General features: G+C 72.9%; 21 protein-coding genes. 17 read left to right on the top strand and 4 right to left on the bottom strand.

Features of this window, described 5'->3' with window-relative positions; translation table 11 throughout:
- Positions 1 to 30: 30 nt before the first annotated feature.
- Entirely contained in the window at positions 31 to 1,254 is a 1,224-nt protein-coding gene (locus tag ACVCAG_RS05950) for an MFS transporter (protein WP_440082362.1), read from the bottom strand.
- A gap of 86 nt (positions 1,255 to 1,340) precedes the next feature.
- Here ACVCAG_RS05950 and ACVCAG_RS05945 point away from each other — a divergent pair, with 86 nt between their 5' ends.
- Positions 1,341 to 2,279, top strand: a complete 939-nt coding sequence (locus ACVCAG_RS05945) for a helix-turn-helix domain-containing protein (protein WP_440082361.1) — start codon at positions 1,341 to 1,343, stop codon at positions 2,277 to 2,279.
- A 55-nt stretch (positions 2,280 to 2,334) separates the two neighbouring features.
- On the opposite strand, the gene ACVCAG_RS05940 is transcribed toward ACVCAG_RS05945, so the two are convergent.
- Together ACVCAG_RS05940 and ACVCAG_RS05935 are read right to left on the bottom strand one after the other, a co-directional pair.
- A complete protein-coding gene (locus ACVCAG_RS05940; RefSeq protein ID WP_440082360.1) occupies positions 2,335 to 2,925 on the bottom strand; it encodes a hypothetical protein in 591 nt (196 codons plus the stop codon).
- Between the two features lie 369 nt (positions 2,926 to 3,294).
- The gene (locus ACVCAG_RS05935; RefSeq protein ID WP_440082359.1) at positions 3,295 to 4,251 is read right to left on the bottom strand and encodes a DUF1731 domain-containing protein; all 957 of its coding nucleotides are present in this window, start codon (positions 4,249 to 4,251) and stop codon (positions 3,295 to 3,297) included.
- Positions 4,252 to 4,461: 210 nt separating this feature from the next.
- Between ACVCAG_RS05935 and ACVCAG_RS05930 the strand changes: the two genes are divergently transcribed.
- From ACVCAG_RS05930 to ACVCAG_RS05860, 15 genes are all read left to right on the top strand, one after another.
- Complete coding sequence (locus tag ACVCAG_RS05930; protein ID WP_440082358.1) at positions 4,462 to 5,274, top strand: SWIM zinc finger family protein; 813 nt, start codon at positions 4,462 to 4,464, stop codon at positions 5,272 to 5,274.
- Entirely contained in the window at positions 5,271 to 7,850 is a 2,580-nt protein-coding gene (locus tag ACVCAG_RS05925; RefSeq protein ID WP_440082357.1) for a DUF7824 domain-containing protein, read from the top strand. Before ACVCAG_RS05930 ends, ACVCAG_RS05925 begins: the two co-directional genes overlap by 4 nt.
- Positions 7,851 to 8,052: 202 nt before the next feature.
- The gene (locus tag ACVCAG_RS05920; protein WP_440082356.1) at positions 8,053 to 9,219 is read left to right on the top strand and encodes a PrsW family glutamic-type intramembrane protease; all 1,167 of its coding nucleotides are present in this window, start codon (positions 8,053 to 8,055) and stop codon (positions 9,217 to 9,219) included.
- Between the two features lie 114 nt (positions 9,220 to 9,333).
- Complete coding sequence (locus tag ACVCAG_RS05915) at positions 9,334 to 10,062, top strand: TetR family transcriptional regulator (protein ID WP_440082355.1); 729 nt, start codon at positions 9,334 to 9,336, stop codon at positions 10,060 to 10,062.
- Entirely contained in the window at positions 10,059 to 11,669 is a 1,611-nt protein-coding gene (locus tag ACVCAG_RS05910) for a carboxyl transferase domain-containing protein (protein WP_440082354.1), read from the top strand. The genes ACVCAG_RS05915 and ACVCAG_RS05910 overlap by 4 nt, the downstream gene beginning before the upstream one ends.
- A gap of 2 nt (positions 11,670 to 11,671) precedes the next feature.
- The gene (locus ACVCAG_RS05905; RefSeq protein WP_447189568.1) at positions 11,672 to 13,717 is read left to right on the top strand and encodes an acetyl/propionyl/methylcrotonyl-CoA carboxylase subunit alpha; all 2,046 of its coding nucleotides are present in this window, start codon (positions 11,672 to 11,674) and stop codon (positions 13,715 to 13,717) included.
- A gap of 56 nt (positions 13,718 to 13,773) precedes the next feature.
- The gene (locus tag ACVCAG_RS05900; protein WP_440082564.1) at positions 13,774 to 14,586 is read left to right on the top strand and encodes an enoyl-CoA hydratase-related protein; all 813 of its coding nucleotides are present in this window, start codon (positions 13,774 to 13,776) and stop codon (positions 14,584 to 14,586) included.
- A gap of 91 nt (positions 14,587 to 14,677) precedes the next feature.
- The gene (locus tag ACVCAG_RS05895) at positions 14,678 to 16,459 is read left to right on the top strand and encodes an acyclic terpene utilization AtuA family protein (RefSeq protein ID WP_440082353.1); all 1,782 of its coding nucleotides are present in this window, start codon (positions 14,678 to 14,680) and stop codon (positions 16,457 to 16,459) included.
- Between the two features lie 187 nt (positions 16,460 to 16,646).
- Positions 16,647 to 17,159 (top strand): hypothetical protein, encoded by a 513-nt coding sequence (locus ACVCAG_RS05890; RefSeq protein WP_440082352.1) that lies wholly within the window; start codon positions 16,647 to 16,649, stop codon positions 17,157 to 17,159.
- A gap of 221 nt (positions 17,160 to 17,380) precedes the next feature.
- Positions 17,381 to 18,406, top strand: coding sequence for a phosphotransferase (locus ACVCAG_RS05885; protein ID WP_440082351.1), 1,026 nt, complete (start codon positions 17,381 to 17,383; stop codon positions 18,404 to 18,406).
- A 150-nt stretch (positions 18,407 to 18,556) separates the two neighbouring features.
- Entirely contained in the window at positions 18,557 to 19,138 is a 582-nt protein-coding gene (locus ACVCAG_RS05880) for a TetR family transcriptional regulator (RefSeq protein ID WP_440082350.1), read from the top strand.
- A 119-nt stretch (positions 19,139 to 19,257) separates the two neighbouring features.
- Complete coding sequence (locus ACVCAG_RS05875) at positions 19,258 to 20,364, top strand: Gfo/Idh/MocA family oxidoreductase (RefSeq protein ID WP_440082349.1); 1,107 nt, start codon at positions 19,258 to 19,260, stop codon at positions 20,362 to 20,364.
- A 196-nt stretch (positions 20,365 to 20,560) separates the two neighbouring features.
- Positions 20,561 to 20,785 (top strand): hypothetical protein, encoded by a 225-nt coding sequence (locus ACVCAG_RS05870; protein ID WP_440082348.1) that lies wholly within the window; start codon positions 20,561 to 20,563, stop codon positions 20,783 to 20,785.
- 135 nt (positions 20,786 to 20,920) lie between these two features.
- Entirely contained in the window at positions 20,921 to 21,793 is an 873-nt protein-coding gene (locus ACVCAG_RS05865; RefSeq protein WP_440082347.1) for a Scr1 family TA system antitoxin-like transcriptional regulator, read from the top strand.
- Positions 21,794 to 21,839: 46 nt separating this feature from the next.
- Positions 21,840 to 22,109, top strand: coding sequence for a hypothetical protein (locus tag ACVCAG_RS05860; RefSeq protein ID WP_440082346.1), 270 nt, complete (start codon positions 21,840 to 21,842; stop codon positions 22,107 to 22,109).
- A 50-nt stretch (positions 22,110 to 22,159) separates the two neighbouring features.
- Here ACVCAG_RS05860 and ACVCAG_RS05855 read toward each other — a convergent pair whose 3' ends face one another.
- A complete protein-coding gene (locus tag ACVCAG_RS05855; protein WP_440082344.1) occupies positions 22,160 to 22,969 on the bottom strand; it encodes a helix-turn-helix domain-containing protein in 810 nt (269 codons plus the stop codon).
- A gap of 99 nt (positions 22,970 to 23,068) precedes the next feature.
- On the opposite strand from ACVCAG_RS05855, the gene ACVCAG_RS05850 reads away from it, so the two are divergent.
- Entirely contained in the window at positions 23,069 to 23,440 is a 372-nt protein-coding gene (locus tag ACVCAG_RS05850) for a cupin domain-containing protein (RefSeq protein ID WP_440082343.1), read from the top strand.
- Positions 23,441 to 23,447 lie beyond the last annotated feature (7 nt).

Raw genomic sequence — 23,447 nt, 5'->3', positions numbered from 1 at the left:
ACCGAATTCGCAATTCGCGTCGACGGTGCGTCAGATCCGGCGCAGGCGGCGGATCGGCGGGATGAGCAGGAGCGCGGCGCAGACGGCGGCGGTGACGCCGGTCGAGACGAACAGCAGGTCCCGGGGTTCGACGATCGAGGAGACCGGGCCGACGAGGGCCTGGCCCACGGCGACGCCCGAGACCGAGCCGGCGACCTCGTAGGCGGTCACCCGGTTGAGGACGTCCGGGGCCACCTGCGTCTGGACGCTCGTCGACCACATCACCGACCAGAACGCCCAGGCGGCGCCGCCGAGCAGATGTCCCGCCATCAGCGGGAGAAGCGGGAGCTCCAGGGCGACCGACAGCGGGATGCAGGTGAAGCCGGTCAGGGCGACCGCGCCCGCGGCCAGGGGGCGGGCGGGGCGGAAGCGGATCGCGACCAGGCCGCCGATCACGGTGCCGGTGCCGAGGGCGGCCATCGCCCAGCCGTAGGCGGCCTCGCCCAGGCGGTCGCCGATCAGCCGGGAGCCGAGCGGGATGTAGGGGCCGAAGACGAACATGCCGAAGAAGACCCAGACCAGGATCACCGACCACATCCAGCTGCGGGAGCGGAACTCCGTCCAGCCGCGCCGCAGGTCGAGCAGGACCGTCGAGGACTCCCCGGCCCCGGTGGCGGGGGCGAGCCTGATCAGGGCCAGGCAGAGGCCGCTGACCAGGAAGGTGGCCGCGTCGAGGGCGTAGACGGCGCCCGCGCCGGTCAGCGCCATCAGCAGTCCGGCCAGGACCGGGCCGCCGAGCTGGGTGGCCGCGTCAGCGATCTTGAGGGTGCCGTTGGCCCGCTGGGGGTCCTTCGCGACCAGCGGGACCATGCCGTTGACGCCGGGCTGGAACATCGCGGCGGCCGTACCGGACAGCGCGGAGGCGACTATCAGCAGCCACAGCGACGGGGTGCCGGTGAAGAACGCGACGGCGAGCGCGCCCTGGGTGACGATCCGCACCAGGTCCGCGCCGACCATCATGGCGCGTGCGCCGATCCGGTCGGAGAAGACCCCGCCGAACAGAACGAACAGCACGAAGGGCGCCGTCCAGACGGCGAGAACGTACCCCACGCCCGAGACCCCGTAGACGGCGCCGACCGCCAGTGCCGTCGCGACCGGCATCATGGCGTCGCCCAGCAGCGACACCACCCGGGCGGCGAAATAGAAGGAGAAATCCCTGGTCCAGAGCGCGGGCGGAACGCTCGGGGCATCCTCACGATCGAGAATCGCGGTCATGTGACGAACTCCATGACCACTCATTCTGGATATCAGCGCATATCCCCACAGACGTCCTGAATGACATTATTAGGTACATTCTTGCCATGAGGCATCGCGTGGTCGCCCTGGTCGGCCCCACACAGGAGATGTACCCGGTGACCTGCGCGTCCGCCGTGTTCGGCTACCACGGTCCCGACATCCCCCAGCACTACGACTTCCGGCTCTGCGCCGAGCGGCCCGGCCCGATCCCGACCACGCTGGGCGCCGACATCGTCGTCCACGACGGCCTGGAGGCCCTGACGGAGGCCGACACGATCCTCATCGCGGGCTGGTGCCCAGGGCCGGACGTCTCCGCCGACCTCGGCGCGACGGTCCTGGCCGCCCACGGCCGCGGCGCGCGGATCGTCGGGATCTGCGCGGGCGTCCACGTCCCGGCGAGCCTGGGCCTGCTGGACGGCCGCGGCGCCGCGGCCCACTGGGAGCTGACCCACGAGCTGGGACGGCTCTACCCGAGGGTCCGCGCCGACGCGACCGTCCTGTACCTCGACCACGGCGACGTCGCGACGGCGGGCGCCACGGCCACCACCGTCGACCTGTGCCTCAACCAGGTCAGGCGCGAGCACGGCGCGGCCCTCGCCATGCGGATCGGCCGGCAGCTGTCGGCGGCCCCGCATCGGGAGGGCCGCCAGCGTCAGTACCCCGCGCCGCCGACGACCGGGCCGGTCCCCGACTCCCTCGCCCCGCTCCTCGACTGGATAACCGCCAATCTCGACCGGCCGCTGACCCTGGAGGACATGGCGGCCCGGTCGGGGATGTCGGCGCGCACCCTCAGCCGCCACTTCACCGAGCAGCTCGGCATCTCCCCCGGTCGCTGGCTGCTCGACCGGCGCATCGCCGGCACCCGCGCCCTGCTTGAGGAGACCGACCTTCCGGTGGAGACGATCGCCCGGCGCGTCGGCCTGTCCTCGGCGGTCAACCTGCGCCGCCGTTTCCACAAGGCGCTGAGCACCACCCCGGCCGCCTACCGGCGTTCCTTCCGCTGACCGGCGCCCGGCGGCGCTGCCGCGCGCAGGGCCGCGAACCACGCCGCCACCGCTGTCAGACGCCGGAGGCTTGGAGGGGGGCGGTCTCCTCCCTGGCGGTCCAGAGCCGTGCGGACATCCACGCGATGCCCACGGCCGCGATCACCAGGCCGGCCAGATAGACCGGTACGGGCACCAGGTTCCTGAGCGAGCCCGGGATCATGCCGGCGGCGTAGAGCGCGATCGCGGCGGCCGGGAGGGCACCCGAGCGCAGGGCCGCGACGCTGAAGGTCAGGACTCCCGCGATCAGCACGACCGAGGTGACGAGGAACGCCCGTCCGGTGCCCCCGGCCAGCAGCCCGTCGATCGTGGGCCTGCCCAGCAGCGGAAAGACGAAGTGCAGCGTGTACTCGATCGCGAACGCCCCGGCCAGGCCGGCCGAGTTGAGCAGGTAGCCGATGAGGCCGAGCCTGCCGGCCGTACCGCGTATCAGTAAGTAGAGGCCGGTGATCGCGAAGAGGCCGGCGAGCGCGCCGAACGGTGCGATGGCATGGGTGAGCGCGGTCTCCGGCAGCGCGCCCGCGCGGCGCAGGATGTTGACCAGCAACAGCACGGCGCAGACGAGGCCGGCCGCCCCGGTGGCCCGGTAGAGAGCTGATTGACGCATGGGGATACTCCATTCCTGTCGGTCATGACGCTCGTCATCGTGCGCGTTGCCGGCCACAAAGTTGAGTGGGTGCGTGAAGACGTAAGCACCCCGAAAGAGGGACGTAAGCACCCTGAAAGAACCGGGCCGACCGCGCCGCGAAAGGAGACCGGCTGGAACAGATGCCCCATCGGCGGAGCACCGTCCGGCGTCCGACACTTCGCGTCGACGACGGCTTCGGGCCGTCCGTCGCGATGAACGAGGATGTCGGGCCCGAAGACCACTCGCCTCCGCTGAAGTGGGGCTCCGGAAAGGAATGGTTCAGCCGGGTCCGTGGCCACCGGGCTCCGGGCGGCCGTCGAATCGTGGAACGCGGGAGCCCCGGAAGGCTCACCCGGTGACGCCGGACCCGTCGCGCACGCGCCGTACGAGGTCGCCGGCGGCCTCCGGCCAGCGGGCGTGGTCGAAGGCGAAACCCGCTTCGAGCAGGCGGCCGGGGACGACCCGGCGGCTCTTCAGCAGGAGTTCGGTGTCCGAGCGCAGCGCGAACGCGCCGAGCTCGGCCATCCACCTCGTCGCGGGCAGGCCGATCCGAACACCCCACGCGGCGCGCAGCACGCGCATGAACGTACGCTGCGGCAGAGGATCGGGGGCGGCGAGGTTCACCGGCCCGGCGAGGTCGTCCCGGCCGGCCAGGAACTCGACGGCGCGGACGAAGTCGCGATCGTGGATCCAGGACACGTACTGCGCGCCGCCCGCGATCGGGCCGCCGAGGCCGAGCCGCGCCATCCGCAGCAGGACGTCGAAGACGCCGCCGCGATCGGGACTCATCACCATGGCGGCGCGCAGGGCGACCTTGCGCGTGTGCGGGATCTCGGCTCGCTCCTGCGCCCGCTCCCACTCCTTCGCGATCTCGACGCTGCGGGCCCAGTAGCCGGGGACGCCGGGTTCGGTGCCGCCGAGCACGCCGGTCGCCTCGTCGTTGGGCGCGTCGAAGCGGTGGGCGTAGACGGTGGCGGTGCTCATCTGCAACCAGACCCGGGGAGGCCGCGCGGCGGCCGCGATCGCCTCGCCCACGACCCGGGTGGAGCGCACGCGCGAGTCCATCATGGCCCTCAGGTTGGCGGCGGTGTAACGGCAGTTGACGCTGCGCCCGGCCAGGTTGACCACGATGTCGCTACCGTCGATCTCCCGTGCCCAGGGTCCCACGGTCTCCCCGTCCCAGCGGACCTCACGCTCACGCACCGGCCGCCTGGTCAGCACCACGACGTCATGCCTCGCGGCCGTCAGCGCACGATCCAGGATCGCGCCCACCTGACCGCTTCCTCCGGGTATCACTATCTTCATCGGACTCCCCAGAACGTGTGAGACCACCGTAGTACAGTGCGCTGAACGCGTTCAAAAGAGGGTCGCCCTCCACGCCGGGGAATGCTCGGCGCACCTCTGAGCCCGCGGAGGCGAACGGCCGGCGGCCTTCGCCGCCGGGCGCTGATTCGCTACGGGCAAAACCGGTCTCCGTTGTGAGAAATGTCGGCGATCACGGCTACGGTCCCGATCATGACCAATGCGGTGCAGGCGTACGCGTACGCCGGACCCTCCACGCTCACCGCCGGGCGGCTGGCCCTGTCCACCTCGGGCGGACGTACGGTACGCGGCCCGCTGAGCCGTCCCCGGTTCTTCAGCGGCCTGCTGACCGAGGCCGCCCCGGCCGCGGCCGGGCTGCTCGCCGTCGCGAACGTGGCGCAGGCCCGTTACGACCGCCCGGTCCCGACCTTCTCCCGCGACCCGGTGGTGACCTGCAACGGCGACCGGCTCCGCTTCGAGTCGTTCTCCGCCTGCGGCGGCGTCTACGCCCGCCTCGACGTGCTGGAACGCGCCCTCGACGGAGAGGTGGTCGACCTGGGCACCACCAACGTCGACGTCAACGGCCCGCTGCGCGAGGCGCTGGCCCGCGTCGGCGCCGACCTGGTCGGCGCGCTGCTCGCCTTCGAGCCGAGAGTGGAGCCCGACCTGCTCGCCGAGCGCTCCGGTCTCGACGCGTCCCGGGTGCGGGCCGCGCTGACCCAGCTCGGCGCGGCCGGCCGGGTGGGCTACGACACCGCCGAGGCCGGTTACTTCCACCGCGAGCTGCCCTACGACCGCGACAGGGTCGCCGCGATGAACCCGCGCGCCAGGGCCGCCCGCGAGCTGGCCGGCGGCGGGGCGGTACGGCTCGACGGGCCCGGCCGGGCCCTGGTGACCTCCGGCGACCAGGTACGCGAGGTACGCGGCACCGCCTGTACCTGCCCGTGGTGGGCCAGGCACCAAGGGCGACGAGGACCGTGCAAGCACGTGCTCGCCGTACAGATCATGAGGGGAGCCCGGACGTGAGCGCGTGGGACGACGTACGCGACCTGATCGACAAGAGCGACGCCGACGGCGTCGCGAAGCTGGTCGTGACCCTGGACGACGCCGCCAGGCGCGAGGTCGCCAAGCGGCTGCCGGGGCATCTCAAGGAGATCCGGCTCTATCTCGACCCCTGGCGCGGCGCCGGGGAGCGGGCCGAGGCGCTGCGCGCGGCGGGCGCCGGCACGATCGCCGCCGCGGCCTCCGTCGCGTCCTGGCTCACCCGGCGCGGCCTGGTCGGCTCCCGCGAGACGGTGGACGACACCGATCGGCTGCTCGGCCTGGTCGGCGCCCGCCCGCACGCGTGGCAGGCCGAGCTGGCGGCGCGGCTGGCGGAGAAGCTCCGCGGGAGCGACCCGAGTTACGAGCTGACCGCGTCCCTGATCCACCGGACGGGTATCGAGCCGCCGGCCGACGACGGCTTCGTCGTGGGCTGGGTGTCGGCGGCGCTCGGCCGCGGGCGGGTGGCCGAGGTGCTGGCCGCCGACCCGCTGCTGGACGCGCTCCTGCCGCGGATCTTTCACGCCCAGGGAGTCGGCGAGGCCCTGCAGTGGGACGGTGACCCCACCTCCGGCCACACCTGGCTGGGCGGGCTTCGCACGCTGGCCGCCGGCGGCCGGGTCGACCGCGCGATGCTGCTGGACGGGTGCGTCGGCCGGTTCCTGCGCGGCGGCACCGCGCTGGAGCTGCGCTTCTTCGTCCGCCTGCACCAGGCGCTCGAACCCACCCCCGCCGAGGTCGGGTCCCGGGCCCGCGACTACCTGCGGCTGCTGCCGTCCGCGCCCGGCACGGTCGCCGAGCTCGCCCTGGGTCACCTGCGCGAGCTGCCCGGCATACCGCCCGGTGACTTCGCCGAGGCCGTCGAGGCGCTGATGTACCGGCCGGAGAAGAAGCTCGTGCGCGCCGCCCTCTCCTGGATCGACCGGTCCGTGCGGCCGGCGCCCGAGTACGCCGAGGCGGCGGCCGCGGCCCTGGCGACGGCCTTCGCTCACGAGGCCTCCGACGTGCAGGAACGCGCCGTTCGGCTCGCCGTCAAGCACGCCGCGCACCTGGACCCGGCGCCGCTCCGCGACGCGGCCGGCGCCCTGCCCGCCGATCTGCGAGCGCTCCTCGGCGTCGGGGAGCGGCCCGGCGAGAAGGAGGAGGAGGGGCCCGCCCTCCTCGTCGTCCCGGGGCTCCCCCGAGTCGAGTTCCCGCCGCCCATCACCACGGCGGCCGAGCTCGGCGCGGAGTTCGCCCGGCTCGCGGCCGACCCCTACAGTCAGCTCGACCGGCTGGAGACCGAACGGCTGATGGCAGGGCTGGTCGAGCTCACCCACCGGGACCGCGAGGCCGTGCGGGCGGCCCTGACTCCGGTGCCGGTCCGCGAATGGGGATGGAGCGAGAACGACAACCCGCTGGCGTGGCTGTGGGCGGCCATGCAGGCCGTCGCCTCTCCGTCGGCGCCGTCATCCGCGCCCCGTTTTCCGGGGCTCGGCCATATCTCGGTGCCGCACGTGCTGACCCTGCGCCGGGTGGCCGAGCTCGTCACCGCGGCGCGGGCGGACGCCCTGCCGCCGGTGCTGCTGGCCACCCCGACGAGCGCCGACGGCCATGTGGACCCGGCCGAGCTCCTCGCCCGTCTCGAACGGCTGCAAGCCGTGGGTATGGACCCGCCGGACGCCGACCTGCAGCAGGCGTTGCTGCGGATCCCCCGGCGGGTCGACGCCGAGGTCGCCGCGAGGGCCGCCGGGCTCACCACTTCAGCCGGGCGGCTCGTGGCGCGATGGATGTCCGGGGAGGGGCTGGCCGATCCCGTGGTGACGGTCCGGTACAGCTACGTCGTGGGCGCCTCCCGCCGCTGGTTCGACGAGGGGGAGCAGCCGCTGTACTGCTCCAACCCGCGTGCGGCCTCGTTCGTCGCGGCCTCACCGGCCGGGCTCGACCTGGTCGACCCGCTGTGCCGCGATCCCGAGACCTACGTTCACAACCGCGGCGGGTACATGAGCTGGTGGGCCGGGGTCATGCCCTCCCATCGCGAGGTCATCGCGGCCCACGTGCTGCCGTTCTTCGACTGGGACTGGCCGGAGAACAGTCCCGGGCTGCCGATCCTCCACGATCTCGCGCGGGCGGACGGCCCCCTCGGCCCCGCCTTCGCGACCATGCTGGCCTTCCACCTGAACAACGCGGACCCCGCCGAGCGTACGGCGGCCCTGGACCTGCTCCTCGTCCTCGCCGCGGCCGGCGACCTGCCCGCCGCCGACCTGGGAGACCAGCTCGGCCGCCTGGTCGGAAACGACATGGCGACGCTGAGCCGCGTCATCCCGTCGCTGACCGAGGCGGAACGGGCGGGCGCGGGCGCGCAGGTGTGGCGGACCGTCGCGGCGGCCCTTCCGCACGTGCTGCCCGCCGACGGGGAACGGCCGCCCAGCGGCCTGGCCGACCTCATCGCGCTCGGTGTCAGGACCGCTCCCCCCGGCGACACCACGCGGATTCCCGGCCTGGCCGCGATCGCCGCGCGCGGCGGGTCGAGCCGGATGGTCCGCGAGGCGCTCCGCCTCACCCGGCTGCTCTCCCCCTGACGAGGTGAACCCTCCCCCGGGGGACGACGCCCCGGGGACGGCGTACCGGCCGCTCGGTCGCCGGGGGCTCACCACCCGCCGACCGGGACCGGGGGCGGGCCGCCGGGTGGCCGGTCGTTTTGTGAACGTCAAGCAGGTGTCAACCGGTTTGCGGAACTGTGGTGCTTTTCAACCAGAGGCGACCATGAGGAGACCGACACCGATGGACACGAACGAGGCGGCCGTGCCCCCCGCGCAGGGCGGACGACCGCCGATTCTGCCGCCCCGGCCTGGCAGGGGGCTGATCGCCGCTCTGGCGGTCTCCGGGATCTGTGTCCTGATCGCCATGGGCATCGTCCTGGCGAACGGGGGCACCGCCGGTTTCGGCGTCTCGTTCGCCCTGGGGCTGGCACCGCTGCCGATCCTGCTCGCCGCCGTGCTCGCGCTCGACCGGCTGGAGCCCGAACCCCGGCTGAACCTGCTCTTCGCGTTCGCCTGGGGAGCCGGTATCGCGGTGGTCCTCGGCGTCGTCCTGGGGCTGGGCGGCACGACGGTGCTGGTGCGGGCCTTCGAGGTGGGCGAGCAGGCGGCGGATGACATCACCACGGTGGTGGTGGCCCCCGTGGTCGAGGAGGCGCTCAAGGGCGCCGCGCTCCTGTGGCTGATCTGGCGGTGCAGGCGCGAGATCAACGGCCCGACCGACGGCATCATCTACGCGTCCATGGTCGGCCTGGGGTTCGCCACGGTGGAGAACATGATCTACTACTCCGCCGAGTTCACCGAGGCGGGCACGCAGGGGGCGGTGGACCTCTTCGTGCTGCGGGGGCTGGTCTCGCCGCTCGGGCATCCCCTCTTCACCTCGATGATCGGGCTCGGCGTCGCCTACGCGGTCACCGCGCGCCGCAGGGGCGCCTTCCTGGCCGTCCCGCTGGGCTACCTCGGCGCCGTACTCCTGCACGGCCTGTGGAACGGGTCCGCGACGCTGGGGGCGCTGCCCGCCCTCGGGGCCGTCTACCTCCTGGAGCTGGTCGTCATCTGCGCGCTCGTCGTCGTCACCGTACGGGAGCGGCGGCGGCTGGCGGCCATGATGGGCGTGTACCTGCCCGCCTACCTGCCGACCGGCCTGGTCACGCCGCACGACATCGGCATGCTCGGCTCGCTGGGCACCCGAAGGCAGGCCCGCCGGTGGGCCAGGAAGATCAGGGCGGGCCGCGCGATGTCCGACTACCAGCAGGCCGCGACCGAGCTGGTCATGCTGCATCAGCGCGCCGAGCGCGACGGCACCGACCCCGGGGAGCTCGCCGCCGAGCGCGACGCCCTGCTGGCGGTCATGGCGCGGTCGCGGGAGAGCTTCGCGCCGCGCTTCCCGTCACAGCCACAGCCCGCGTAGGACGGCGTACGAGCTCACCGGCCCACCTCCCCGGCCGCCGCGAGGTCACCGAACGCCTGGCGGAGAGAGGTACGCCCCTGGCGGGGGCGCCGGTTGTGGGCTACCGTACTTGACGTGATCGTCAAGTCTGAGACCCTCGGCAGCCGGGGGCGGCGCACCCGGGCGGCGCTCGTCCAGGCGGGGCGGGAGGCGTTCGAGGAGCGGGGCTACGACGCCGTGCGCGTCGACGACGTCTGCGCCCGCGCCGGGGTCTCGCACGGCACCTTCTACACCTACTTCGGCTCGCGCGAGGAGCTGTTCCGCGAGGTGGCGGCGACCGTGGTGGGCGAGATGTTCACCGCCAGCGTGGTCGGGCCGGCCGCCCCCGGCGACCCGTACGCCCGCATCGAGGCCGCCAACCTGCTCTACCTGCGCGCGTGGGCCGCCAACTCCCGGCTGGTACGGATGCTGGAGCAGGTCGCGGTCACCGACGAGAGCTTCCGCGGCCTCCTGCTCGAGCTGCGCGAGGTCTTCGTGCGGAGGGGCGCGGAGGGGCTGCGGCGCCTGCAGGAGCAGGGGCTGGCCGACCCGTCGCTGGATCCCCGGCTGACCGCCGTGATGCTGGGCGGGATGGTCGAGCACTTCGCCCACGTCTGGCTGGACCTCGGCGAACACGCCGACGAGCGGACCGCCGTCGCGACGCTCTCCACGCTCTGGGCCCGGGCCATCGGCCTGACACCGGCTCCGGCGGGGGGCCCCGCGCCGGTACGAACACCGTCGTCGCCGTCACAAGCACAAGCACCGACGCCGACGAGCCGGATCGTCGATGTGACGTCCGTGTCAACCAAGGGAGCGGGTTCATGAGCCGCCTGGACACCTCCGGTGACGACTACCTGGCGCGGCGCGAGGCGATGCTCGCCAAGCTGGCCGAGCTCGACGCCGAGCACGCCAGGGCCGTGGCGGGCGGCGGCGGGAAGTACGTCGACCGGCACCGAGCGCGGGGCAAGCTCCTGGCCAGAGAGCGGATCGAGCTGCTCGTCGATCCCGACTCGGCGTTCCTGGAGCTCTCGCCGCTGGCGGCCTGGGGCAGCGACTTCCCCGTCGGGGCGAGCGTGGTCACCGGGATCGGGGTGGTCGAGGGTGTCGAGTGCGTGCTCGTCGCCAACGACCCGACCGTGCGGGGCGGCTCGTCCAACCCGTGGACGATGCGCAAGACGCTCAGGGCGGCCGACATCGCCCTCGAGAACCGGCTGCCGCTGATCAACCTGGTGGAGTCGGGCGGGGCCGACCTGCCGACCCAGAAGGAGATCTTCATCCCCGGCGGCCGGATCTTCCGCGACCTGACCCGCCTGTCGGCGGCCGGGATCCCCACGATCGCCCTGGTCTTCGGCAACTCCACGGCCGGTGGGGCGTACGTGCCGGGGATGAGCGACCACGTGGTCATGGTCAAGGAGCGCGCGAAGGTCTTTCTCGGCGGGCCGCCGCTGGTCAAGATGGCCACCGGGGAGGAGGCCGACGACGAGTCGCTGGGTGGTGCCGAGATGCACGCGCGTGTCAGCGGCCTGGCCGACTACCTCGCCGCCGACGAGCACGACGCGCTGCGGATCGGGCGGCGGATCGTCAGGGGCCTGAACCGGCGCGGGTCCGGCGTCTCCCCCGGCGCCGTGCGCGAGCCGCTGTACGACGAGGACGAGCTGCTGGGCATCGTGCCGGAGGACCTGAAGATCCCGTTCGACCCGCGCGAGGTGATCGCGCGGGTGGTGGACGGCAGCGAGTTCGACGAGTTCAAGCCCCTGTACGGCGGGAGCCTGGTGACCGGGTGGGCCCGCCTGCACGGCCATCCGATCGGGATCCTGGCCAACGCCCGGGGCGTGCTGTTCAGCGAGGAGGCGCAGAAGGCGGCGCAGTTCATCCAGCTCGCCAACCAGGTCCGCGTCCCGCTGGTCTTCCTGCAGAACACCACCGGCTACATGGTCGGCAAGGACTACGAGCAGGGCGGCATCATCAAGCACGGCGCCATGATGATCAACGCGGTGTCCAACTCGTCCGTCCCGCACATCACGATCGTCATGGGCGCCTCGTACGGGGCGGGCAACTACGGGATGTGCGGCAGGGCCTACGACCCCCGATTCCTGTTCACCTGGCCCAGCGCCAAGTCGGCCGTGATGGGGCCAGCCCAGCTCGCCGGGGTGCTGTCCATCGTCGGCCGGGCCGCCGCCCAGGCGCGCGGCCAGGTCTACGACGAGGAGGGCGACGCGGCGATGCGGCAGCTGGTCGAGGCCCAGATCGAGGCCGAGTCGCTGCCGTTCTTCCTGTCCGGCCGCCTCTACGACGACGGCGTGATCGACCCCCGCGACACCCGGACGGTCCTGGGCCTGTGCCTGTCCGCCGTCGGCGACACCGTCGACAAAGCCGCCTTCGACAACGACACCGCCCCGCGGCCCTCGGGCTTCGGCGTCTTCCGGATGTGACCATGCCCATGCCCATGACCATGCCCGTCCCGCCGATCCGCCGCCTGCTCGTCGCCAACCGGGGTGAGATCGCCCGCCGCGTCTTCCGTACCTGCCGCGACCTCGGCATCGAGACCGTCGCGGTCTTCTCCGACGCCGACGCGGACGCGCCGCACGTGGCCGAGGCCGACCACGCCGTACGGCTGGGCGGGGTCAGGCCCGCCGACACCTACCTGTCGGTGGAGAAGGTCATCGAAGCGGCCCGCGCGTCGGGCGCCGACGCGGTCCATCCCGGGTACGGCTTCCTGTCGGAGAACGCCGCCTTCGCGCGGGCCGTACCGGAGGCCGGGCTGACCTGGGTCGGCCCTCCGGCCGGGGCCGTCGCCGCGATGGGCTCCAAGATCGAGGCCAAGGCGCTGATGGCCGGGGCCGGGGTCCCGGTGCTGCCGGGTTTCGTCGCGGGACCCGGCTACTCGGCGGACGACCTGGAAGGCGACCTGGACGCCGTGTTCACCCGGATGGGCGGGACGGCCTCCGGATGGGCCGTACCCCTGCTGGTGAAGGCGTCGGCCGGTGGCGGCGGGCGCGGGATGCGCGTCGTGCGGCTCACCGACGACCTGCCCGAGGCGGTCGAGTCGGCGCGCCGGGAGGCGGCGTCGGCGTTCGGGGACGGCACGGTGTTCGTCGAGCCCCTGCTGGAGGGCGCCCGGCACATCGAGGTGCAGATCCTGGCCGACGGGCACGGGACGGTGTGGGCGCTGGGCGAGCGGGAGTGCTCGATCCAGCGGCGGCACCAGAAGGTGGTCGAGGAGACCCCGTCCCCGGCGATCTCCCCCGCGATGCGGGCGCGGCTCCTCGACGCGGCGGTCACCGCCGCGCGGGCCATCGGCTACGTCGGCGCCGGGACCGTCGAGTTCCTCGTCAGGGACGAGACGGTCGCCTTCCTGGAGATGAACACCCGCCTGCAGGTGGAGCACCCGGTGACCGAGTGCGTCCACGGCGTCGACCTCGTCGAGTGGCAGCTGCGGATCGCCGAGGGCGCCCGGCTCCCCGCGTCGCCGCCCGAACCGTCCGGGCACGCCGTCGAGGTGCGCCTGTACGCCGAGGACCCGGCCCGCGACTGGCTTCCGCAGAGCGGCGTCCTGCACCGCTTCGAGGTTCCCGGGGTGGACGCCCGCTTCGCGCCCGTACCCGGCGGGCGCCACGGGCTGCGGCTGGACTCCGGCGTCGAGGACGGCTCGGAGATCGGCGTCCACTACGACCCGATGCTCGCCAAGGTCGTCTCGTACGGCGCGAGCCGCCCCGACGCCGTGCGCAGGCTGGCCGCCGCGCTGGCGGGCGCGAGGATCCACGGCCTCGTCACCAACCGGGACCTGCTGGTCGAGGTCCTGCGCCACCCGGCGTTCCTGGCCGGGGACACCCACACCGGTTTCCTGGAGGAGCACGGGCTCACCGGGTCCCCCGCGCCCGGCCGGGAACGGCCGGAGCTCGCGCGCCTGTCCGCCCTCGCCGCCGCGCTCGCGGGGGCGGCGGCCAACCGGGCGGCGGCGACCGTGCAGGCGGGACTGCCGAGCGGGTGGCGCAACGTGGTGTCGCAGCCGCAGCGCGCCGCCTTCGCGGAGGCCGAGATCTCGTACCGGATCACCAGGGACGGCCTGCGGGCGGAGGGGTTTCCCGATACGGTCCTGGTCGGTGCGACGCCCTCGCTCGTGGTGCTGGAGACCTCGGGCGTGCGGCACCGGTTCGCCGTCGCCCGCTACGACGACGTGACGCACGTGGACTCCCCCCTCGGTTCCGTACGGCTCACCCCGCTGCCCCGCCTGCCGGAACCGGTGGAACACGTGCTGCCCGGCTCCCTGGTGGCGCCCATGCCCGGTACGGTGCTGCGGGTCGACGTCAAGGCCGGCGAGACCGTCGGGGCGGGGCAGGTGGTCGTGGTGCTCGAGGCCATGAAGATGGAGCACCGGATCGCCGCGCCCGCGCCGGGCACGGTGGCGGCGGTGAACGTGACGCCGGGCCGCCAGGTCGAGGCGGGGGCCGTGCTGGCCGTGATCGAGGAGCAGACGTGACCGCCTCCCCCGGTTCCCGGGAGCCGGGAGGGGGTCTCGACGACGGAAGGACCGAGATGAAGAGCGACGGGGGCTGGCCGGTGGAACGCCTGGTGCGCAGGGAGGTGTCCGGCGGGGTGGCGACGATCACCCTCGACTCCCCCCGCAACCGCAACGCGCTGTCGGTGCGGCTGCTGGGCGACCTGGAGGACCGGCTCAACTGGGCGCTGGCCGAGGAGAGCGTCCGGGTGATCGTGCTCACCGGGACCGGGCCGGTGTTCTGCGCGGGCGCCGACCTGAAGGAGCAGCGGGTCGCGCCGGGCGGCGCGCACGAGGCGCCGGTGACCGCGTCGTTCCCGGAGATCATGAGCCTGATCTGGGAGAGCCCGAAGCCGGTCGTCTGCAGGCTGAACGGCACGGCGCGGGCCGGGGGGCTCGGCCTGGTGGCGGCGTGCGACTTCGCGATCGCCCCCGACTCCGCGTCGTTCGCGTTCAGCGAGGTGCGGCTCGGCGTGGTGCCCGCGATGATCTCGGTGACCGTGCTGCGGCGGCTCGACCCGCGCGCCGCCGCCGAGTACCTGCTCACCGGTGAGACGTTCGACGCCGCCCGCGCCGCGGAGATCGGGCTGCTCACCCGCGCCGTGCCCGAGGAGGAGCTGGACGCGACCGTCGCCCACTACACCGGCATGCTGCTGCGCGGCGGCCCCGAGGCTCTCGCCCTCACCAAGCAGCTGGTGCGGACCGTGCCCGGACTGAGCGTCGAGGAGGGCATGCGCCAGATGGCCGAGCTGTCCGCGCGGCGGTTCACCTCCGCCGAGGGGCAGGAGGGGATCGCCGCCTTCATGGAGAAGCGGCCCGCGTCGTGGATCCCCGCGCCGGAGGCGAGCTGATGCCGTACGGCGAAGCGGGGGCGCGCGGCGAAGCGTCCGTGGCGTCCGTGGCGTCCGTGGCGTCCGTGGCGTCCCGGCCCGAGGAGGGCTGATGCTGCGCGTCGCCAACTGCTCCGGCTTCTACGGTGACCGGCTGTCGGCCGCCAGGGAGATGGTGGAGGGCGGCCCCATCGACGTGCTCACCGGCGACTGGCTCGCCGAGCTGACCATGCTGATCCTGGCCGGGAACCGGATGAAGGGCCGCCCCGGCTACGCGCCGACCTTCCTCAAGCAGCTGGAGGAGGTCCTCGGGACGTGCCTGGAGCGGGGCGTCAGGATCGTCTCCAACGCGGGCGGGCTGGATCCTGCCGGGTGCGCCGAGGCCGTACGCGAGCTGGCCGGGCGCCTCGGGCTGCCGGTGAGGGTCGCCCACGTCGCCGGCGACGACCTGACCGGCCACGACCTGGGCGGCGCCCCCAACGCGGACACCGGCGAGCCGCTGCCCGCCCCCGCCCTGACCGCCAACGCCTACCTGGGAGGCCGCCCGATCGCCGCCGCCCTGTCGGCCGGGGCGGACGTGGTGGTGACCGGCCGCGTCACGGACGCCGCCCTGGTCACCGGGCCGGGAATCTGGCGGTACGGGTGGGGCCCTGACGACCTCGACGCGCTGGCCGGTTCGGTGGTCGCCGGGCACGTCATCGAGTGCGGCTGCCAGGCGACCGGCGGCAACTACGCGTTCTTCGGCGAGGTGCCCGACCCGGCGCGCTGCGGGTTCCCGCTGGTGGAGCTGGAGGCCGACGGATCCAGCGTGGTCACCAAGCACCCGGGGACCGGGGGGCTGGTCTCGGTGGGCACGGTCACCGCGCAGCTGCTGTACGAGATCGGGTCGCCCCGCTACCTCGGGCCCGACGTGGTCGCGCGCTTCGACACGATCCGGCTGGAGCAGGAGGGCCCCGACCGGGTCCGCGTCTCGGGGGTGCGCGGCGAGGCCCCTCCCGGCACGCTCAAGGTCGCCGTCAACTACCTGGCGGGCTACCGCAACACGATGACGCTCGTCCTGACCGGCCTGGACATCGAGGCCAAGGCCCGGCTGGCCGAGGAGGCCATCTGGTCGCGGGTGCCGAAGGAGTCGTTCGACGAGGTCCACGTGGAGCTCACACCGCTCGCCGGGACCGCCCTGCTGCGCGTCACCGTGATGGACGCCGACCGGCGGAGGGCGGGGCGCGCCTTCTCCTCGGCCGTGGTCGAGACCGGCCTGGCGAGCTATCCCGGCTTCTACGGCCTCACCCCGCCCGGAGACGCCTCGCCGTACGGGGTCTACTGGCCCACGCTCGTCCCGGCGGAGACGGTGCGGGCCCGCGTCTGGCTCGACGGCCGCGAGCTCGCCGCCGTACCCGGCACAGGCGGCGCACCCGGCGCACGTGACCTGTCCGAAGTGTCCGGCACACCGGATGTGACGACCGCGCGGGTGGCGAGCGGCGGCGAGACCGCGGGCCACGGGGGCGACACCGACACCGACACAGACGCCGACACCGCCCCGCACGACGAGCGCGGCGACGGTGAGACCGCGCGGGTCGCGCTGGGCGCGATCGTGGGCGCCCGCTCGGGGGACAAGGGCGGCAACGCCAACCTGGGGGTCTGGGTCCGTACGGCGGAGCAGTTCGGGTGGCTGGAGGGCTACCTGACGGTCGAACGCCTGGCGGGACTCCTGCCGTTCACCGCCGGCCTGAAGGTCGAGCGCTTCGAGCTGCCCAACCTGCTCGCCCTCAACTTCGTCGTGCACGGCCTTCTCGGCCGGGGCGTGGCCGCGAGTCCCCGTCTCGACGCCCAGGCCAAGGCCCTCGGGGAGGAACTCCGCGCCGGGCTCGCCGACATCCCGCGACGCCTCCTCTGAGCCGACATCCCGCGACGCCTCCTCTGAGCCGACATCCCGCGACGCCTCCTCTGACTCGCCGGCGCGACTCCGGTCCGCCGCCACGACGGCGCTCGCATCGATCCTCCGTCTCGCCGGGGAGGGGTCGCCTCATCCGCGCAGACCCGCCAGGGGCACCGAGAGCACGACGGGCGCCTACCTTGACGCGATGGACGCCATCCCGCTGGGCTCCCCCGCGCCGAGGACGCCCCCGCGACGCGTCCTCGCCGCGCTCGGGCCGCGGATGCTCGCCCTGGCCGCCGAGCGGACCCTCGGCGCCCACCCCTACTTCGTGCCGGTGGAGCACACCCACCGGGCGAGGGAGATCATGGGTCCCGGCGCCTTCCTCGCGGTCGAGCAGGCCGTCGTGCTGGACACCGACCTCACGAGGGCCCGCGAGGTCGCCAGAGGACACCTGGGTCCCTACATCGGCATGGCCGCCCACCAGATCGCCAGCCTGCGCAGGCTGGGCTTCGGCGACGACGACCTGGCGGACGGCGGGAGCGACCGCCTGGTCGACGCGATCGTCGCCTACGGGGACGCCGACGTCATCGCCGGGCGCGTCCGGGCCCACCTGGACGCGGGCGCGGACCACGTGTGCCTGCAGGTCCTGACCGCCACCCCCGCGGCGCTCCCCATGCGTGAGTGGCGCGAACTGTCCGCCCTGGCCACGGCCGGCTGACCACGGCCCGCCGGGCGGGTCATCACCCGGCCGGTGCGCCGCGAGCACGTGGGCGACGAGCCGGAAAAGCCCACCCGATGTCCGGAAACGGGTTCTCGCGGCGCGGGCGCCGCCTCCGCCGACGCGGACGCCGTTCCCGCCGGAGCGGGAGACTATTGACCGTCGCGAACGGGAATCATAGATTCGCCCCACCTAGAACATCATTCGGTCAAGGAGGGCGCATGACGTCCACGCACATCGACGTCACCGCGATCGACTTCGACGTGCTCGGTGCGTGGATGGACGCGCGGGGGCTGCCGGAAGGGCCGTTCGAGCGGGTCGCGCCGGTGACGGGCGGGACGCAGAACGTCATGGTGCGCTTCGAGCGGGGCGGGGCGTCGTACGTGCTGCGCAGGCCGCCGTTGCACCCGCGCGCCAGGAGCAACGAGGTGCTCCGCCGGGAGGCGAGGGTGCTCGCGGTCCTGCGCGACACGCCGGTGGCGGCGCCGCGCCTGGTCGCGGCCTGCACCGACGAGAGCGTCATGGGCGCGGTCTTCTACCTGATGGAGCCGGTCCGGGGGTTCAACGCCACCGTCGAGCTGCCCGAGCCGCACGCCGGCGACCCCGCGATCCGGCACCGGATGGGACTGGAGGCGGCCTCGGCGCTGGCCGACCTCGGGCGGGTGGACCACGGCGCGCTCGACGGGTTCGGCCGCCCCGAGGGGTTCCTGGAGCGGCAGGTGCCCCGCTGGATGGGCGAGCTGGACGGCTACGGAGCCCTGGAGGGATATCCGGGACCCGACATCCCGGGGCTGGCGGAGACCGCGGGCTGGCTGGAGCGCAACCGGCCGAAGGAGTTCACCCCGGGGATCATGCACGGCGACTACCACCTGGCCAACCTCATGTTCGCCTGCGACGGGCCCCGGGTGGCCGCGATCGTCGACTGGGAGATGTGCACGGTGGGCGACCCGCTGCTGGACCTGGGATGGCTGCTGGCCACCTGGCCGGCCCCCGACGGCGTGGGGGTGATCTCCGGCGGGGTCACCGGGCTGGCCACGGCCGCCGAGCTCGTCAACTGCTACGCGGCCCTGTCCGACCGGGATCTGTCGGCCGTCGACTGGTACGCGGTGATGGCCTGCTTCAAGCTCGGCATCGTCCTGGAGGGCACGCACGCCCGCGCCTGCGCGGGCAAGGCTCCCAAGGAGATCGGGGACCTGCTCCACGCCACCACGCTGAACCTGTTCGCCCGCGCCCGGACGTTCATGTGACATGCGATGGAATCGGCGTCGGCGCTCCCGGCCGGCGCCCGGCCGCGGCCCGGCGGGACGATGCCGTGGTCGACGGCCGAGGCGCGGGCGGTGCCCGCACGAGCGGGGAAAACTTGACTGCTCGTTCCAGATAAGGCTAGCTTGGACGACATGGCACGGGTGAGGGAGTTCGACACGGAGGCCGCGCTGGAAGCGGCGATGTTCGTCTTCCGGCACAAGGGCTACGAGGGCACCTCGGTGCAGGACCTGGTCGACGCCACCGGGGTGGGCCGCGGCTCCCTCTACGCGGCGTTCGGCAGCAAGGAGGGCGTGTATCAGGCGGTGCTGGACCGCTACCGGGAGCGGTACGCGCTCCCCCTGGTCGATCTGCTGCGCAGCGGCACCCCGGCACGGGAGCTGATCCGCGACATCCTGGTCGACCTGGTGGAGACCATCCTGCGGGACGGGCGTGAGCAGACCTGCCTGATCGTCAGCGCCGCGACCGAGCGGCTGTGCCACGACCCCGAGGTGTCCGCGCGGGTGGGGGCGACGACCTCGCTGCTGGAGGACGAGCTGACCGAGGCGATCAGAGCGGCCCAGAACCGCGGTGAGCCGGTCGGCGTCCGTGATCCCCGCGACTCGGCGAGGTTCCTCATGACCCTCATCCACGGGTTACGTGTCACGGGGGCGATCAACCCCGACCGCCGGTACCTGATGAGCGTCGTGGAGGCGGCCCTGGGCTGCCTCGACTGATGTTTTCACGGCCCGAATCTGTAACGATCATTCAAGATATTCGCCGTCGGTGGACAGGAAGAGACGACATCGGCACACCCCGTTCGCCACAGGCGGCCGGGCATCACCCTAGGAGCATCATGAACATCGGCGTCGGCATCATCGGGGCGAGCACCGGCGGCTGGGCCGCCATCAGCCACGTTCCCGCGCTCAAGGCCCTCCCGGGCTACGAGTTGCGCGCCATCAGCACGTCACGCCGCACGTCCGCCGACCTGGCCGCCAAGGAGTTCGACGTCCCGGCGGCCTTCGACGACCCCGCGGACCTGATCGCCCACCCCGGAGTGGATCTGGTGGTGGTGTCGGTCAAGGTGCCCCACCACCACGCGCTGATCTCCGCGGCGCTGGCGGCGGGGAAGATGGTCTACAGCGAGTGGCCCCTCGGCGTCGGCACCGACGAGGCGGCCGACCTGGCCACCCGGGCCGAGGCCGCGGGGGTCCGCACGGTGATCGGGCTGCAGGGCGGCTTCCTTCCGGCGATCCGCCACACCCGTGACCTGGTCGCGGACGGCTACGTCGGGAAGGTGCTCGGCACGACACTGGTCGGATCGGGCCTGGCCTGGGGCCCCGTGACCGACCGTGCGCACGCCTACCTCTACGACGCCGCCGCCGGCGCGACGCCCCTGACCGCGTCGGCGCTGCACGCCCTGGAGGCGGTGAACGCCGTGCTCGGCGAGCTCACGACCGTCTCGGCCAACCTGGTCACCAGCCTCACGCAAGCACAGGTGATCGACGACGGCTCCACCATCCCGGTGACGGTGGCCGACCAGGTGTCCGTCACGGGCACCTTCCGCGGCGGTGCCGCCCTCTCGCTGTTCTACCGGGGCGGCGTCTCCCGCGGCGACAACTTCCACTGGGAGATCAACGGCACCGACGGCGACCTCGTCCTGACCGCGCCCGGCGTCAACGGCAACCTCCAGGCGCTGGACCTGCGACTGCGGGGAGGCCGGGGCGACGCCCAGGCGCTCGCCGACATCGCCCTGCCCGACAGCCTCTTCCATCCGGTCCCGCGCGACCTGCCCGCGACGGCGCAGGGCGTGGCCCAGGTGTACGCGCGCTTCGCCCGGGATCTGCGCGAGGGCACGCACACCGTGCCCGGCTTCGACCACGCGCTGCGGCGGCACCGGCTCGTCGACACGATCGAGCGGGCCTCCCGCACGGGAACCGCCCAGACTCCGGCCCCGGCGTAGGGGCGCCGCCCGGGCGTCCTCCGTCGCGGGAACACCTCGCCCATCAGGTCCGCCGGGTTGTTCCCGGCCTGCGCCTCAGCACCCCCTGCCCCCTGCTCCGGCACCGGTCCGCCCCCTTGAAACCTTCATGCAACCTTTCGCGCCCCAGGATTGCTCGCAATTGCTTCAAGAATGTGGTTCGGGGAAGGATTCAGTCATGCGTCTCCGGTTTCTTGGCTCCACCTCCGAGGCGGGGGCCTGTCCCTCCCTCTACGAGACCGACCGCGGGACCATCGTGGTGCAGGGCCTCCGGGTGACCGACGCGGCGGCGCTGGCCGATCTGCGCCACGTCCTGGACGGCGAAACCGCCGTCGAGGTACCGCGCGAGCTTCTCGTGGACATCGCGCGCCGAGTACTTTCTGTAAATGTTGGTCACGATTAGGAGTGCTCTCTGGCTTGATCCACATTCTCGGGTCTAGCGTCGTGCGCACCATGCGGGAGGTGACGTGGGCACGCTGGGAGCACAGGCGGACGGCGGCCGCGCCATCCGGCTCGCGCGAACGGCCGAGGAGATCGTGTGACCGGGTTCCAGCAGGCCAGAACCGAACTCGGGGTGCGGCTACGGCACCTGCGTGAGGCCGCCCACCTGTCGGGCAAGGAGCTGGCCGAGCGGTTGAGATGGCAGGCGTCCAAGGTCTCCCGGATCGAGAACGCCCGCCAGACCGCGACCGAGGACGACGTCACCCGGTGGGCGCAGGCCGTGGACGCCTCCCCCGAGATCGCCGGGGAGCTGGTGGAGCAGGCCGCGAGCCTCCTGGGCCGCCAGGACTCCTGGCGGCAGCGGCACCGCAGCGGGCTGGCGGCGCTCCAGGAGGACATCCGCGACGTGGAGGCGCGGACTACCCAGCTACGGGTGTTCGAGCCCGGCGTGATCATCGGGCTGCTGCAGACCACCGAGTACGCCAGGAGCATCTTCACCCGGATCAAGCGCCTCTACCAGGCGCCCGACGAGATCGACGCGGCCATCCGGGTGCGCATGCAGCGCCAGGACATCCTCTACGACCAGAGCAAGCGGTTCAGGTTCGTCATGCCGGAGGCGGCGCTGCGCCACCGGCTCGCCCCGCTGGACGTGATGCGCGGGCAGCTCGACCGGTTGCTGGCGGTGACGGCGCTGCCGAACGTGGAGTTCGGCGTGATCCCCTTCGAGGCGTCCCTGCCCTCGGCGCTGCTCAACGGCTTCTGGATGTACGACGACGACCACGTGGCGGTGCCGACCAGGACGAGGGACCTGCTGCTGCGCGACCCGGAGGACGTCGCCTTCTACGCGCGCACCTTCGAGGAACTCTGCGAGGTCGCGGCCTTCAGGGAGGGCGCCAGATCGGTGATCGTCCGAGTACTCAGCGATTTCTCCGGACAATCAGCCGACCAAACACCGCAATTGCTTGATTAGCATCCCAAGATCGTGCAATTCTCTGTCGAGACGGAGGTGACGCACGATGCTGGACACGCTGTCTTGTCTCGAGAGACTCGTTGCCGCGATACGACTGCACGCCGACCTTTCCGTGCAACGGATCTCGTTCGGCGATCCCGCCTACGTCTACGTCCGCAACCGCTTCAGCAGCACCCTGGCCGAGACCGTGACCTGCTCCCCGGACGGCGGCTTCATCACGTCGTGGGGTTACCGGCTCGGCAGCAGCGAGAACATCGACGACGCCGCGGCCCGGCTGGCCTTCCTGCTCGCCGCCCTGCCCACCCCCCGGGCCTGACCGCCCGGACACGCCGCGACGGCCGGAAGCCGGACGAGGCTTCCCTCCTCTCAGGTCCGCGTGGTGTAACGGGCGGGTGTGGTGCCGACGTGCCGGGTGAAGTGCCGGGTCAGGTGCGCCTGGTCGTGGAAGCCCACGCTCGTGGCCACCTCGGCCGGCCGCCGGCCGCTCAGCAGGGCCCGGCGCGCGTGTTCGACGCGTCTGCCCGTGAGGTAGGCGTGCGGCGGCAGGCCGTAGGTCTGCTTGAAGCACCGGATCAGGTGGGTCGGGTGAGCGTGCAGGACGGCGGCGGCCTCCTGCAGTGACAGGCCCTCCCGGACGCGCGCGTCCAGCAGTTCACGCAGCCCGGCGGCCAGGCGGTGCGCCTCACGGCCGGGTGTGCGAGGCCGCGACGCCTCGAGATGGAACCGCAGCCGCTCCGCGACGAACGACAGGCGTGATCCGGCCTCGAACTCCTCCCCCGGCCGGCCGAGGGCGGCGTGCAGCCGGTGGATGCGGTGACGCAGGAGCGGATCGGCGACGATCGGAGCGTCCACCGCCCTGCCTGTCAGGTGTTCCGGAAGCACGCCGGTGTCCAGGTAGAGGACTTTCTTGCGGAAGCCGGCGGGGGTGACGGTCCTGCCGTCGTGCGGGACACCCGGCGGCAGGAGCACGACGGCGGCGGCGGGGTCGGCGGCGCCGTGCCGGTGACGATCCAGCCCGAAGTCGACCGCCCCGGCATCGAGGATCATGAGATCCCACGTGTCGTGCGTATGGGCCGGGTAGGCGTGGTCGGTGAAGTGCGCGTGGAAGACCTCGGCGATGCCGGCGACAGGCGGCCGCCACGCCCTGATCGTCGGCGGCGGTCGGCGGGCGGTCATGCCAGAAACGTACAAGACGGACGGCCTGCGCGTGGGCCACGCTCGTCACATCGGCCACCGCCCCGGCCGGGGCGGTCCTGTTCGAAAGGTGGCAGCGAGTTGTCCGTTTCCCTGGATCCCGTCAACATCGTCCGCGCGCTGGACCGGTTCGGCGAGTTGTGGACGCAGAAGAAGATCGCCGACCTCAACGACTACGAGATCAAGCTCGCCAAGCTCAAGGGGGAGTTCGTCTGGCACACCCACCCGGAGACCGACGAGCTGTTCCTGGTCATCAGCGGCCGGCTCACCATCCGGCTCGGAGAGGGGGACGTCGTCCTCGGGCCCGGCGAACTGTACGTGGTGCCCCGCGGTGTCGAGCACTGCCCGGTGGCCGAGGAGGAGACGGCCATCCTGCTCGTGGAGCCCGCCGGCACGCTCAACACCGGTGACGCGGGAGGTCCGATGTCCAAGGCAGCCGAATCCCTCGGCTAGGGCCGCG

This window comes from Streptosporangium sp. G12 (assembly GCF_052983175.1).
Note: the sequence above shows the minus strand (reverse complement) of the source record. Positions and strands in the feature narration are given on the sequence as shown.